The organism is Rhodanobacter sp. Soil772, from assembly GCF_001428385.1.
Lineage (GTDB): Bacteria > Pseudomonadota > Gammaproteobacteria > Xanthomonadales > Rhodanobacteraceae > Rhodanobacter.
The window spans coordinates 430,923-443,454 of record NZ_LMSK01000003.1 but is presented as its reverse complement, the minus strand read 5'-3'; the positions used below and the strand labels follow the sequence as shown (position 1 = coordinate 443,454).

At 67.1% G+C, this 12,532-nt stretch carries 14 protein-coding genes; 5 read left to right on the top strand and 9 right to left on the bottom strand.

Features of this window, described 5'->3' with window-relative positions; genetic code table 11:
* Positions 1-34: 34 nt before the first annotated feature.
* The 5 genes from flgE to ASG75_RS13410 form a co-directional block, all read right to left on the bottom strand.
* Positions 35-1,258 (bottom strand): flagellar hook protein FlgE, encoded by a 1,224-nt coding sequence (flgE, locus tag ASG75_RS13430; protein WP_056390388.1) that lies wholly within the window; start codon positions 1,256-1,258, stop codon positions 35-37.
* A 36-nt stretch (positions 1,259-1,294) separates the two neighbouring features.
* The gene (locus ASG75_RS13425; RefSeq protein WP_056390385.1) at positions 1,295-1,942 is read right to left on the bottom strand and encodes a flagellar hook capping FlgD N-terminal domain-containing protein; all 648 of its coding nucleotides are present in this window, start codon (positions 1,940-1,942) and stop codon (positions 1,295-1,297) included.
* 55 nt (positions 1,943-1,997) lie between these two features.
* Entirely contained in the window at positions 1,998-2,414 is a 417-nt protein-coding gene (flgC, locus tag ASG75_RS13420; protein WP_056390382.1) for a flagellar basal body rod protein FlgC, read from the bottom strand.
* Positions 2,414-2,815, bottom strand: coding sequence for a flagellar basal body rod protein FlgB (flgB, locus tag ASG75_RS13415; protein WP_056390379.1), 402 nt, complete (start codon positions 2,813-2,815; stop codon positions 2,414-2,416). Before flgB ends, flgC begins: the two co-directional genes overlap by 1 nt.
* A gap of 168 nt (positions 2,816-2,983) precedes the next feature.
* On the bottom strand, positions 2,984-3,916 hold the full coding sequence (locus tag ASG75_RS13410; RefSeq protein ID WP_056390378.1) for a chemotaxis protein: 933 nt from the start codon (positions 3,914-3,916) through the stop codon (positions 2,984-2,986).
* A gap of 186 nt (positions 3,917-4,102) precedes the next feature.
* Here ASG75_RS13410 and ASG75_RS13405 point away from each other — a divergent pair, with 186 nt between their 5' ends.
* The 5 genes from ASG75_RS13405 to ASG75_RS13385 all read left to right on the top strand — a co-directional run bounded on the left by ASG75_RS13405 (position 4,103) and on the right by ASG75_RS13385 (position 8,397).
* Positions 4,103-5,407, top strand: coding sequence for a methyl-accepting chemotaxis protein (locus ASG75_RS13405; RefSeq protein ID WP_056390372.1), 1,305 nt, complete (start codon positions 4,103-4,105; stop codon positions 5,405-5,407).
* Positions 5,404-6,135 carry a flagellar basal body P-ring formation chaperone FlgA gene (gene flgA, locus ASG75_RS13400; RefSeq protein ID WP_056390369.1) on the top strand — a complete coding sequence of 244 codons (732 nt, stop codon included), beginning with the start codon at positions 5,404-5,406 and terminating at the stop codon, positions 6,133-6,135. Before ASG75_RS13405 ends, flgA begins: the two co-directional genes overlap by 4 nt.
* Positions 6,136-6,238: 103 nt before the next feature.
* Positions 6,239-6,562, top strand: a complete 324-nt coding sequence (flgM, locus tag ASG75_RS13395; protein WP_056390367.1) for a flagellar biosynthesis anti-sigma factor FlgM — start codon at positions 6,239-6,241, stop codon at positions 6,560-6,562.
* Positions 6,559-7,005 carry a flagellar protein FlgN gene (locus ASG75_RS13390; protein WP_056390365.1) on the top strand — a complete coding sequence of 149 codons (447 nt, stop codon included), beginning with the start codon at positions 6,559-6,561 and terminating at the stop codon, positions 7,003-7,005. Before flgM ends, ASG75_RS13390 begins: the two co-directional genes overlap by 4 nt.
* Positions 7,006-7,113: 108 nt before the next feature.
* A complete protein-coding gene (locus ASG75_RS13385) occupies positions 7,114-8,397 on the top strand; it encodes an HDOD domain-containing protein (RefSeq protein ID WP_056390362.1) in 1,284 nt (427 codons plus the stop codon).
* Positions 8,398-8,430: 33 nt separating this feature from the next.
* Here ASG75_RS13385 and ASG75_RS13380 read toward each other — a convergent pair whose 3' ends face one another.
* The 4 genes from ASG75_RS13380 to ASG75_RS13365 all read right to left on the bottom strand — a co-directional run bounded on the left by ASG75_RS13380 (position 8,431) and on the right by ASG75_RS13365 (position 12,503).
* Positions 8,431-9,465: a TMEM43 family protein gene (locus ASG75_RS13380; protein ID WP_056390359.1), complete on the bottom strand. Its 1,035-nt coding sequence runs from the start codon at positions 9,463-9,465 to the stop codon at positions 8,431-8,433.
* A complete protein-coding gene (locus ASG75_RS13375; RefSeq protein WP_056390688.1) occupies positions 9,465-10,337 on the bottom strand; it encodes an MBL fold metallo-hydrolase in 873 nt (290 codons plus the stop codon). Before ASG75_RS13375 ends, ASG75_RS13380 begins: the two co-directional genes overlap by 1 nt.
* A gap of 169 nt (positions 10,338-10,506) precedes the next feature.
* Positions 10,507-12,246, bottom strand: coding sequence for a gamma-glutamyltransferase (gene ggt, locus ASG75_RS13370; protein WP_056390356.1), 1,740 nt, complete (start codon positions 12,244-12,246; stop codon positions 10,507-10,509).
* Complete coding sequence (locus ASG75_RS13365) at positions 12,243-12,503, bottom strand: YfhL family 4Fe-4S dicluster ferredoxin (protein WP_056390353.1); 261 nt, start codon at positions 12,501-12,503, stop codon at positions 12,243-12,245. Before ASG75_RS13365 ends, ggt begins: the two co-directional genes overlap by 4 nt.
* Positions 12,504-12,532: the final 29 nt, after the last annotated feature.

Sequence of the window (12,532 nt, the reverse complement as noted above, 5' to 3'; positions counted from 1 at the left end):
TCTGGAAGGGGATGGAGCGGGTAGCGTTTTGTCTTTAGTTGCGGATGTTGATGATGGTCTGGGTCAGTTGGTTGTCGGTGGAGATCACCTGCGCATTGGCCTGATAGTTGCGCTGCGCCTTGATCATGTTGACCAGCTGCGCGGTAAGGTCCGCGGTGTTGGAGGCCTCCAGTGCACCGGCCTGCACGCTGCCGTAAGTGCCGTTGCCGGCGGCGCCCATGACCGGCGTGCCGGAATCGAAGGAAGCGGCCCAGTTGGTGTTGTCCAGCTGGCGCAGGCCCTGCTCGTTGGAAAACTGCGCCATCGCCAGCTGGCCCAGCGAGGTGGTCTGGCCATTGGAATACTTCGCCTGCACCACGCCCTCGCGCGACACGTCGATGCTGGAAAGGATGCCGGTCGGATAGCCGTCCGTATTGATCGCACTGGCGGCGTAGGTGTTGCCGAACTGGGTTGCCTTGCTCATGTCCAGAGTCAGCTGCATGGGGTTGGAGCCCGGGCTGACCGTCACGGCCGGAAAGGCCAGCTTGCCGTTGGCGGGCGCAACCAGCGCGCCGCTGCTGTTGAACGTGACTGACTGCGATGGGCCAGTCGAGACCCCGTCGACGTACAGGTTCGCGTTCCACACGTTGGCGGCCGGATCCTTGACGAAATACACGGTGCCGCTGTGGGTGGCGCCGAGCGAATCGTAGGCAGTGAACGGCGTGGCCTGGTTGTAGCTGGTCGGATCGTTGAGCGGGTCGAACGGCGTGGCGGGTGCCACGGCATCGGAGGGCAGGTTCAGCGACATCTGCACGGCGCTGGTCGCCTTGGCTGCGTTTTGCGAGGTGAGCAGCTGCAGGTCGGTCAGCGTGCTGTTGTCGAACGTGCCGTTGGACAGCGCCGGGAACACCTGCAGCCGCTGGCCGTTGGCGTTCGTCACGAAGCCGGCCTGATCCTTCTGGAAAGCACCGGCGCGCGTATAGGAATAGCCCTTGCCGTCGTGCAAGGTGAAAAAGCCATCGCCGCTGATGGCGAAATCCAGGCTGTTGTTGGTCGTCTCGACACTGCCGGCGGTGAATTGCTGCGCCACGTTGGTCAGTCGCACGCCGCTGCCGGTCTGGCTGGAGCTGAGGTTGGGACCGGCGGCGCTGAACAGTTCGGCGAACTGGGCGCGCGCGCCCTTGAAGCCGGTGGTGGCGGTGTTGGCGATGTTGTTGGCGGTGACCTCGAGATCCTTCGAGGCCGCGTTGAGACCGCTCAATGCAATGTTGAAAGGCATCGGAGTAATTCCTCTATGTGAAGCCCCGTGGGGCCGTCAGTTGATTTGTGCGACCTGGCTCAGCAGGGCCCCGCCAAAACCGTCCACATCCAGATAGGTGCCATCGCTGCCGGTCATGCCCACGCCGTTGACCTTGCCGCTGACATAGGTGGCCACGGCGGTGGTGCCCGCCTGCGCCTTCAGTCCGTAGGTTCCCGTCGGCAGCGCTGTGCCGTCGTCGCCCTTGCCATCCCAATGGAAGGCCACCAGTCCCGACGTGGGCGTGCCCAGGTCCAGCGTGCGCAGCACGTTGCCGTCGGCGTCGGTGACCTGCACCAGCACCGTGCCGCCGTCGGCGGGCACGTTGACCGCGCCGTCCAGACCACCGGCCTGCAGCTGGCCCGCCGCCGAGGGCACGGTGACGTTGCGTCCGACCATGCCGCTGGCCTGCAGCAGCTGATTGCCCTGCAACGATTGGCTCAGGCTGTCGAACGAGGTCTGCAGCGACTGCGTGGCCGAGACCTGACTGATCTGCGCCAACTGACTGAGCATCTGCGACGAATCCATCGGCTTGGTCGGATCCTGGTTGCGCATCTGCTGCGTCAGCAGGCTCAGGAAGTCGGCCTGGCTCAGGGTCTTGTCCTTGCCCGCACTGGCTGCCTTGGCAGCACTCGAACCGATGCCTGCGATACCCATGTCGCTCATGCCGCGCTCCTCATCTGCCGGGGTTTCATTCGCATGCACCTCACTTGTGCGTGCCTCACTTGCCGAGATCCAGCGTCTTCTGCATCAGCTGGCGCGTCGAATTCATCACCTCGACGTTGTTCTGGTACGAACGCGAGGCGGAGATCATGTTGACCAGCTCGTCCACCGGATTGACGTTGCTGCTGTAGACATAGCCGTCGGCGTCGGCCAGCGGGTTGCCGGGTTCGTAGCGGCTCGGGATCGCCGCCTGGCTCTCGGTGACGCCGAGCACCTGCACGCCTTCGCCCGGCGCATCGCCGCCGTCCAGCCGGCTCTTCACGGCGGCGAACAGGGGTTCGCGCGCGCGGTAGGCCGCTTCCGGCGTGGTCGCCACGCTGTCGGCATTGGCGAGGTTGCTGGCCACCGTGTTCAGGCGCAGCGACTGCGCCGCCATGCCGGAACCGGCCACGTTGAAAATCGAGAAGAGCGACATCAGCCCTGGCCTCCGTTGATGGCGGTGCGCAGCATGCGGATCTGTGCGGTGATGAAGGACAGACTGGCCTGGTAGTGCACGCCATTGGCGGCGAAGGCGGCCTGTTCGGCCTGCGCATCGACGGTATTGCCGTCCATGCTCGGCTGGGTCGGCACGCGGTACGCCAGCCCTTCCGCCGTCTGTCCGGCGGCGCCGATCTGGCCGGGCGCGGTCGTCTGCAACGGCAGCTTGTCCGAACCCCCGCCCGCGTCCGCCAACACCTTGCGGAAATCGACGTCGCGGGCCAGATAGCCCGGCGTGTCGGCGTTGGCGAGGTTGTTGGCCAGCACTTCGGTACGGCGCTGCCACAGGTCCAGTGCCCGGGTATGAATGCCGAAAAGGTTGTCAGGGGTCAGGGACATCGCTTCGCTCCGCGTGCAGTTGCCGCACGGAGCTGGAGGCAAATTGCATGCCAGCGGGTGGAAACCCTTGCGGCTGCTGGGTTGGCGCAGCGACCAACGGTGCCGCCACCGCAGCGGCGGCGGCGAAAGACGGATTGTTGACGCCGGGCGGAGCGGGCCGCCGGAACGTCAGTCCGCCGGCGCCGGCTCGGGCAACAGTTCCAGCACCGCTTGCGCCAGCAGATCCGGCTGGAACTTGGCGACGAAGCCGTCGGCCTTGACCTCCTTCACCATCGCCTCGTTGAAGATGCCGCTGAGCGAACTGTGCAGCACCACCTTGAGCTGGCGCAGGCTTGGCGCCTCGCGGATCGCGCGGGTCAGCGCATAGCCGTCCAGTCGCGGCATCTCGATGTCCGACACCACCAGCCTGACTCCGTCGACCGGATCGGCCGCGGCAAGTTCCAGCAGGCGGTCGAGCGCCTCGCGGCCATCCGTCGCCACCACGCATTCGATATTCATCTGCTTGAACAGGTTCACCAGCCGACGACGGACAATCAGCGAATCGTCGACCAGCATCACCCGTCGCGGAGCCAGCGAACGGGCGCCGGCCACGCGCTGCATCTGCACGGACAGCTCGGCCGGCGCCGCGTCGATGCTGGCCAGCACATGCTCCACGTCGACGACCGCCATCAGCGCGCCGTCGATCCGGGTCACCGCATTGACCCGCGCGCCGAAGCCCAGGTTGCTGGGCGGCGCCACCAGCGTTTCACCTGCGCACTGCACCATGCGCTGCAGGTCCGCCACCAGGAAGCCCTGCACCGAGCGGCTGAACTCGGTCACCATCAGGTGTGCCGACTCCACATCGCGCAGCGGCGCGTAGCCCAGTGCGGCGGCCAGATCGATCACCGGAATGGTCTGCCCGCGATAGTCGCAGCTGCCGGCCAACAAGGCATGCACGCCCGGCATGCGTTCCAGCGGCGGGCGGCGCAGAACCTCGCGCACCTTGAACACGTTGATGCCGAACAGCTGCTCGTCGCCCAGCCGGAACAGCAGCATCGCCACGCGGTTGTGCCCGGCCAGCCGGGTGTGCTGCTCCACTTTTTCCAGCAACGTGCCGCCCATGCGGACTCCTCGAGTGCGTTGCCGCCGTGGCGGCTGTACGCGATGGCTATCGGCCGCGATCCGGCAAGCTTGAGCGGCCATTGCCGTGCAGTCTCGATGGCATGCGACTTGCTTTCTCAAGTTCCGAAGGTTTCTGTCGATGCAGCGGTTGCACTCCCGCGCCATACACAAGGTGATGTCCGCCCCATGAGCTTGATCTGGAACCAGCACCTCATTGCCCTGGTGGAGGCCGCTGCCGCAGGCGACGATGCCCAGGTCGCCGCGCTGCGGCGCAGGTACCCGCGCACGGCGCGGGCGCTGGCGCCGCTGCTTGCCCGTGTCGCCAGCCGCCCGCCCGCCTCCGTGGCACTGCAGACCGTGGAACAGCAGAGCCTGGTGCTCGGTGCGGTACAGCAGCTGTCGCGCGAGCAGGCGGCGCTGGAGAAGGCCGCCGGCGAAGGCCGCGGCAGCGTCGATCGTTTGACGGATGGCAGCGCCGGTATCTCGACGGCGCTGCAGCAGATCGGCACCGACCTGGACCAGGCCAGCCAGGCCGGACAGGCCGGCGAACACAGCGTCAGCGAGCTCGACGGCCAGTTGCGGCTGCTGCGCAGCGCGCTGTCGGCGATGAACCGCAACCAGAGCAAGCTGGCCGAGCAGGTCGCGCAGATCCGCAAGCTGACCGGCGTGGTGCAGGAGATCGCGCACCAGACCAACCTGGTGGCGTTGAACGCGGCGATCGAGGCCGCGCGTGCCGGCGAAGCGGGCCGCGGCTTTGCCGTGGTGGCCGACGAGGTCAAGCAGCTGGCGGAAAAAACCACGCTCACCACCACTGAAATCGAGACGGTCACCGGTTCGATCGGCGACTTTTCGCTGCAACTGGACGGCGATGTGCAACACGGCCTGCAACAGCTCGAACGCGCGCAGACCGGGGTCGGCCAGTCCGGCGTCACCCTGCGCGAGGGCGGCGAAGTCCTGCGCGCGGCGAGCGGACGCATCCACAAGCTGCAGCAGAACCACGACGTGCAACATGCACGCGCCACCGCGGCCCAGGCCGCGCTCGGCGCCCTGCAGCGCCGCGGCAACGAGGCGCGCCGCCAGTCCGACTCGCTGCACCGCGCCGCCTTGCTGGCGCACCGGCTGGGGCTGGACTGGCTGGAAGGCGAAAGCGGCAGCGACCCGGCCAGCCTCAGCCTGACCCTGCGCGAGGCGGCAGTGAACCTGCGCCAGGCGATGGAACTGGCGCTGCTGGAACCGGGCGCGCTGGACCGGCGCTGGTTCGATACCCACACGATCAACCGCAGCATCGACCGGCTGGGCGCCCTGTACCAGGGCCACCCCGCCAGCGCAGGCCTGAACGACAGCGGCGCCCGATTGTGCGAACAGGGCAGCCGCTTCGTCACGCTGCTGTGCGATGGCCAACTCGAACAGGCCACCGCGTTGTCGCAGCAGATGGAGTCCGGGCGCGAGGCCCTGCTGGGGCAACTCGGCGCCCTGTTGGCGGACGCATGAAGGAACGCCGCAGCATCGCCGCCGGCTTGCTGACCGCCATGCTGTGGCTCGGCGCGCCATGGCCCGGAAGCGCCCACGCCGACGGCGCATCGGCCGCGACGCAATCGCTCGATGACGTGCGTGCCGTGGCCGAACAGGCCGTGCGCGACCACTACGCGCTGCCAGGCAGTCGCGTCGTGGTCAGCTCCGCGCCGCTCGACCTGCGCCTGCATCTGGTCGCCTGTCGTGAGCCGCTGCGTGCCGCAGTTCCCCAGTACGTGGCGGCATCTCCCCGCATGACGGTACGGGTGCAGTGCCCACAAGCCGGCGGCTGGACCGTGCGGGTGCCGCTGAAGCTGCAGCTGTTCCGCAGCGTGCTGGTGGCCAGCCGGCCGCTGCAGCGTGGCGACGGCTTGAGCGCCGCGGATGTGCGCGCCGAAGAGCAGGACGTCACCCGGCTCGGCTACGGCTACATAGAGAATCTCGCCCAGGTGGCCGGCCGCACGCTGACCCGCTCGCTGGCCAGCGGCAGCGTGCTTTCGCCCGGCGCCCTGGGCGGCCGGCGCATGGTGCGCGCCGGCGACCGCGTGGAAATGGTGGCCAGGCTCGACGGCATCGAAGTGCGCGCGGCCGGCGTGGCGATGGGTAGCGGCGACAACGGTGCCCGGCTGCGGGTGCGCAATGAAAGCTCGGGCAAGGTGGTCGACGCGATGGTCAGCGCCCCCGGCATGGTGGTCGCGCTGCCATGAACCCGCAAACCTGACGCCGCTACTTTCGCCAATCGCCGCTAAAGTTTCCGCGAAACCGGCCGATCTGACAGTTACAGGGCCACACCCCAGCGAGAACGGACCCATGAATACAACGATTCCCAACAACGGCTTGCCGAAATTCACGCAGGCCACCGGCAGTTCGGGCAACGGCCCGGCCACGACGGCTGCCAATCCGGCGGATTCCGCCGCCACCGCGCCCAAGGCCGACGACCAGCTCAAGCTGACCGACTCGGCCCTTGCGCTGCAGGAAGCCGCCCGCACCGGCGACACTTCCGCGATCGACTCGCAGCGGGTGGAGCAACTGCGCCAGGCAGTGGCCGACGGCAGTTACAAGGTCGATGCCGGCCGCATCGCCGATCGCATGCTCGCACTGGAACAGCAGCTCGGTGGTACAGGCAAGGCATGAGCCGGCCACTGCAGCACGAACTGAACGATGCGCTCGCCGCCGTACTGGGCGACATGCAGCAAGCGGTCGACCAGCTCGCCCAGGTGCTTGAAGCCGAACGTGCGGCACTGGACGCGCGCGACAGCGACGCACTGGATCAGGCCGGCACGCGCAAGCAGGCCCTCATGCTGCAACTGGAACAACTCGACGCCGAACGCCAGCAGCTGGCATGCGAACAACCGGCCGTAGCGGCGGCGTCGACGTCGACCTGGAGCAAGGTCGTGCAGAGGCTGCAGTATTGCCACCTGCTCAACCAGCGCAACGGCAGCGTGGTCAGCCAGCGGCTGAGCCAGACGCGCCGGGCGCTGGCGGTGTTGACGGGACACACCGGCGAAAGCGAACTGTACGGCCGCTCCGGCGAGTTGCATGCCAGCTTGCGCTCGCAAGTTCTGGCTGCGGTATGACATCGAAATGAGAGACGGCACGGCCACCTGCCCGCGCAGATGATCTTCCCACTGACCGCGAAGCAGCCGCCCCCTGGCATGCCTTCGCGTTAACCGCGATGACTGATCATGAGCAACCTCAACGCCTCCACCGCTGCCGCTCCCTCCACCGGCGCACCAAGTCACGATGGCATGCCGACGTCGGCCCCGCTGCCGGTATTGCGCGTACCGATGCTCGACCGCGAACGCCAGCTGTTCGCCTACGAGATCGTGTTCCATCGCGAACCCGGTGACGAACAGACCCTGTTGCAATGCGTGCTGTCGACCATCACTGACGGCGCGCTGACCCGGCTGGTGCGTGGCAATCGCGCGTTCCTGAACATGCCGGCCGAATTGTTGCCGGAAGATTCCGACGTGTTGCTGCACCAGCCGCGGCTCGGCGTGGTGCTGCAGCCGCACGTGGCCACCGACGCGCCGCTGATGAAGCGTCTGCAGCAGATGGCGCAGCGTGGCTGCCAATTCATGCTCGACGCGACCGGCGCCGACCTGGAAAGCAGCCTGCCGCTCGAAATGCTGCTGCAGATGGTGCAGCTGGTCCGTCTGGATGCCAGCCGCCTGACGCCGGAGCGGCTGAAAGAGCATGCCGAGCACCTGCGCCTGCGCGGGATCCAGGTGATTGCCGGCCAGGTCAACGACCACCCGACCTACGAACGCTGCATGGAATTGCCGCTTGAGGCGATCCAGGGACGCTACCTGCTGATCCCGCAACCGGTCGCGGTGCCCGTGCTTACCGCCAACCGGTTGAGCATGCTGCGCCTGATGCGCGTGCTGCAGGAAAGCAATCCCGGGCCGGTGGAACTGGGCAACATCATCCGCGACGACGCGGTGCTCAGCTACAAGCTGCTCAGCTGCGTCAACTCGGCCTACTTCGCGCTGCCGCGGCAACTGAAGTCGGTGCAGCAGGCCGCGATCTTCTTCGGCGTCACGCGCATGCGCAACTGGATCGACACCATGTCCATGTGCGGCATGGACGATCGCCCACCGGAGCTCCTGCGCGCCGCACTGATCCGTGCCCACATGTGCGAGAAGCTGGCCAGCGGCATGCCCAACGGCCATCCGGAGATGGCCTTCACCGTGGGCCTGTTCTCGTTGCTCGACACCTTGATGTGCGCACCGATGGAATTCCTGCTGACCCATCTGCGGCTGGTACCTGAAATCAGCGACGCGCTGACCGGCCGCGGCGGCCCGTTTGCGCCATTGCTGAAACAGATCCTCGCCTGGGAAGCCGGCGAGCTGACCAGCGAACACGCCATGCCGCAGCGCATCCAGCGAATGGCCACGATCTACCTGGGGGCCACGCAGTGGGCCGATCAGGTCTTCGCCTCCGCCAGTGGAAAGCCGGCTACGGCGTAAAGGCAAGCGCGGAGCCGGGTTGCCGGTCGCACGCTAGCGTGCGCGGCGCAGCCGCCATCCGGTAAGCAAGAGGCCGAATACCGTCAACGCCAGCCAGCCGTACATGGTCCGCGCATCGTCGCCAAGCCACAACACGCTGGCCACGATGCCCACGGCCAGCGCGCCCAGCCCAAGGGCCAGCTGCGGATCGCGCCGGTCGCGCTGGGCCGAGAGCAGCAGGAACGCGCCCAGCGAGGCCAGCAGCACGGCCAGAATCCGCCAGCTCAACACGAACTCGGGTGGAACCGGCAAATCCGGAAAGATGTCCAGTACCGGCACGTCGCCGACCTGCACGACGTAACCCTTGCCGTCGGCGGCGTCGGTGGCCGCCACCAGCCGGTCGCCGTCGATGCGCCCGACGACGGTCAGCACCTGCAGGGGCACTTCGTTCCAGCTCACCCGCACGTCGCCCAGCCGCGGATCGCCCGGCCGTGCGCTGGTCACCAGGTAATCCTGGTAACGGCTGAAACTCGCCGCGAGGTTTTCCGGCAAGGAGCCGGGATCCGGCGTGATCCGCTGCGTACCCGGTATCGCGTGCAGCAGCACGGGCCCCAGCTTGAACCCGTCGATCTGCACCAGGCCGGCATCGAACTGCTTGCCGCTGACCGGGAAACCGACCGGATTCGCGTGCCCCTTCGGGTCCTCGAAGTGATTGGCATCGAGCAGGTGGTCGACCCAGTCCAGTTCGTAATGCACGTTGCTGCCGACACGCACCTCGCGCCACTGGAACATCTCCACGTGACGCACCAGCACCGGGGTATTCGCGCGCAGGTTGAAATCCGGATCGTGCGGCGCCTCCACCACGGCCGGCGTGCCGACCACGCGCACCATGGAGCCGTGCTGCCCGGCCCCCGGCTGCGCATTCGCCCCAAGATCGATCACCTCGCCACCATGCAGGCTGGCCACCGCGCGGTAGTTCAGCAGGCTGCGGGCGGTCATCGCCACCAGGCCGATCCCGGCCAGTACCAGCAGGGCGCCGATGACGTTCAACCCCAGCCCACGCATGGATATTCCCTGGCGCAAGTCCATCAAGCCGCTCCAGCCTGGTGATACGGCGGAACACCTTGCAGCGTGCGCTGCTCGTCGGTGCTGCCAAAACGGCCACGCTCGTCGCGCGTCACCCGCGCCAGCGCGCAAGCGTGGTCGTGCGTGAAGAACAACCGCACGTCGCGCGCCAGCTTGTCTTCCAGGAACACGCGCTTCTCGTCGATCAGCTTCTCCGGCCAGCGGTCGTAGCCCATGGTGATCGGCAGGTGCACCCAGAAGCGGCCCGGGATCAGGTCGGCGCAGAACACCACGCCGCCGACTTCGGCCAGCATCAGGCCCGGCGTATGGCCGTCCGAAAAGAACAAGCGCACCGACTCGCCCAGCGTCCGCGAATATTCGCCGTCGACCAGTTCCAGCCGGCCGCTGGCTTCCAGCAACGGCTGCAGTTCCGGCACGAACGAGGCACGGTCGCGCGGATGCGGCTTCAGCGCACGACGCCAATGCTCCGCGCCCACCACGAAGCGCGCATTCGGAAACAGCAGCCGCAGCGGCTGGCCTTCCTCCCACGCCGCCAGCAGGCCGCCGGCGTGATCGAAGTGCAGGTGCGACAGCACCACCACGTCGATGTCTTCGTGAGTGAGCCCGACCTCGGCCAGCGAGTCCAGCAGCACATGCCGCGACTCGACCACGCCATAGCGCTCACGCAACGCCGGCTCGAAGAACGCGCCGATGCCGGTCTCGAACAGCACGTTGCGGCCGTCCAGATCCTTCACCAGCAGGCAACGGCAGGCCAGCGGAATCCGGTTCTCCGCATCCGGCGCGATCCAGCGCGACCACAGCGCCTTCGGAGCATTGCCAAACATGGCGCCGCCATCGAGTTGCTGCGAGTTGCCGAGTAGCGAGAATAGTTTCATGACGAAATCAGTATCCCGTTGCCACGGATTCGTCTGGAACGAATCCGGACGCCGCAGGCGGCCCTGCGCGCAGCGCAGGGCGAGGCCCATGGATGGGCCGAGCAAACATGGCGCCGCCATCCAGTTGCTGCGAATTGCCGAGTAGCGAGAACAGTTCCATGGTCTGACCTTACTGCACCTTGCCCAGCCCCGACGGCCGGCGCGGGTCGCTGGCGGCGTCGAGCTGGTTGGTCTTGCGGTCCCAGGTGACCACGTTCATGAAGCCCCACGATTCGCGCGGCTTCAGCGTGTAGCCCATCTTCGTCAGCGCATCGCTGGTGGCGGCGTCGAAGGTGCCCTCTTCCACGTTCACCACGTCCGGCAGGTACTGGTGATGGAAGCGCTTGTGCGCGGCGATCTGCTGTGCGCTCTCGCCGTCGATGAAATGCAGGATGCCTTCCAGCACCTGGGTGATGATGGTCGAGCCGCCGGGCGAACCGATCACCGCGGTGCGGTCGGCGCCGATCACGATGCTCGGCGACATCGACGACAGCATGCGCTTGCCGCCCTTCGGCGCGTTCGCCACGCTGCCGAGCAGGCCGTACACGTTCGGCTTGTTCGGCACCAGCGCGAAATCGTCCATCTCGTCGTTCAGCAGCACGCCGGTACCGGCGGCAACGAAGCTGGAGCCCATCGTGTAGTTCACCGTCGAGGTCACCGCGGCCATGTTGCCGTCGGCGTCGATGATCGAGAAATGCGTGGTGTGCATGCCCGGCTCGGGCGCCTCGGCGCGCGGCAGCATCGACGACGGCGTGGCCTTGTCGTGCAGGATGCCCTGGCGCAGGCCGTCGGCGTAGTACGGCGACAACAGCATGTCCAGCGGCATCTGCACGAAATCCGGGTCGCCCAGGTAATCGTTGTGGTCGCGGAACGCGCGGCGCATCGCCTCGACGATGTAGTGCACGCGCGTGGCCTGGTCCATCTTGGTCAGGTCGTAGCCGGACAGGATGTTGAGGATCTCGGCAATCGCCACGCCGCCGGACGACGGCGGCGGCGCGGTGATGATCTTGTAGCCGCGATAGTCCACGCTGATCGGCGTGCGCTCTTTCGCCCGGTAGTTCGCCAGATCGGCCAGCGTCCAGTTGCCGCCGGCCGCACGCACCGCGGTAACCAGCTTCTGCGCCGTCTCGCCGAGATAGAAGCCGTCGTCGCCGTGGGCCGCCATCAGTTCCAGCGTGCGTGCCTGGTCCGGGTCGCGCCAGATCGCACCTTCCGCCGGCGGCTTGCCGTTCGGCAGATACTTCGCCGCCGAAGCGGGCCAGCGTGAGAGGTCCTTCTGCATGCTGGCGATCGCGCCGCGCAGGCGCGCATCCGGTTCGAAGCCGTCGCGGGCGATGCGGATCGCCGGCGCCAGCGACTGCTGCAGCGACAGGCGGCCGTAGCGTTTGGCGATCAGCACCAGGCCGGCCGGCTGGCCCGGAATGCCGGCCGACAGCGGCCCCTTCAGCGCGGTATCGCGATTCGGGCTGCCGTCAGGGTTGAGGTAATCCTTCGGATTCACCGCAGCCGGCGCGGTCTCGCGCGCGTCGATGAAGACATTGCGGCCGTCCTTTGCCCGGTGCAGCACCGCCATGAAGCCGCCGCCGATGCCGGAACTCTCCGGCTCCACCACCGACAACGTGGCCGCCACCGCGACTGCCGCATCGAACGCGTTACCGCCCTTGGCCAGCACTTCGAGGCCGGCTTCGGTGGCATGGAAGTTCGCGCTGGCGATGGCCGCATGGCCGGGACGCTGCTGCGCGGCGCGGGTCGCTGCAGCCGGCGCCGTCTTCGGCGCGCCATCGGCGGCAAATGCGGCGCCGCCGACCAGAAGAAGGCTCAACGACAAAACGCCCGACAACGGCCGTCGCCAGCTCATGGAAAACCTCATGCCGCGGACTCCTTCGCCATCAGGTGGCGGTACTTGAGTTCAAGCTGCTCGCGCGATTCGACGTGGTCCGGATCGCTGATGATGCATTCGACCGGGCACACCACCACGCACTGCGGTTCGTCATGATGACCGACGCACTCGGTGCACAACGCGGGGTCGATCACGTAAAACTCCTCGCCCAGCGAGATTGCCTTGTTCGGGCAAGCCGGTTCGCAGACGTCGCAATTGACGCAGGTGTCGAGGATTTTCAGGGACATCGGTCGATACTACATGCTGGGGTGCGACG

Bases quoted from the DNA above. Each gene is read 5' to 3' on its own strand.
- ASG75_RS13375 (WP_056390688.1), bottom strand. From the start codon at position 10,337: ATGAAACTATTCTCGCTACTCGGCAACTCGCAGCAACTCGATGGCGGC.
- flgA (WP_056390369.1), top strand. From the start codon at position 5,404: ATGAAGGAACGCCGCAGCATCGCCGCCGGCTTGCTGACCGCCATGCTG.
- flgE (WP_056390388.1), bottom strand. From the start codon at position 1,258: ATGCCTTTCAACATTGCATTGAGCGGTCTCAACGCGGCCTCGAAGGAT.
- ggt (WP_056390356.1), bottom strand. From the start codon at position 12,246: ATGAGGTTTTCCATGAGCTGGCGACGGCCGTTGTCGGGCGTTTTGTCG.
- flgM (WP_056390367.1), top strand. From the start codon at position 6,239: ATGAATACAACGATTCCCAACAACGGCTTGCCGAAATTCACGCAGGCC.
- ASG75_RS13425 (WP_056390385.1), bottom strand. From the start codon at position 1,942: ATGAGCGACATGGGTATCGCAGGCATCGGTTCGAGTGCTGCCAAGGCA.
- ASG75_RS13410 (WP_056390378.1), bottom strand. From the start codon at position 3,916: ATGGGCGGCACGTTGCTGGAAAAAGTGGAGCAGCACACCCGGCTGGCC.
- ASG75_RS13380 (WP_056390359.1), bottom strand. From the start codon at position 9,465: ATGGACTTGCGCCAGGGAATATCCATGCGTGGGCTGGGGTTGAACGTC.
- flgB (WP_056390379.1), bottom strand. From the start codon at position 2,815: ATGTCCCTGACCCCTGACAACCTTTTCGGCATTCATACCCGGGCACTG.
- ASG75_RS13365 (WP_056390353.1), bottom strand. From the start codon at position 12,503: ATGTCCCTGAAAATCCTCGACACCTGCGTCAATTGCGACGTCTGCGAA.
- ASG75_RS13390 (WP_056390365.1), top strand. From the start codon at position 6,559: ATGAGCCGGCCACTGCAGCACGAACTGAACGATGCGCTCGCCGCCGTA.
- ASG75_RS13385 (WP_056390362.1), top strand. From the start codon at position 7,114: ATGAGCAACCTCAACGCCTCCACCGCTGCCGCTCCCTCCACCGGCGCA.
- ASG75_RS13405 (WP_056390372.1), top strand. From the start codon at position 4,103: ATGAGCTTGATCTGGAACCAGCACCTCATTGCCCTGGTGGAGGCCGCT.
- flgC (WP_056390382.1), bottom strand. From the start codon at position 2,414: ATGTCGCTCTTCTCGATTTTCAACGTGGCCGGTTCCGGCATGGCGGCG.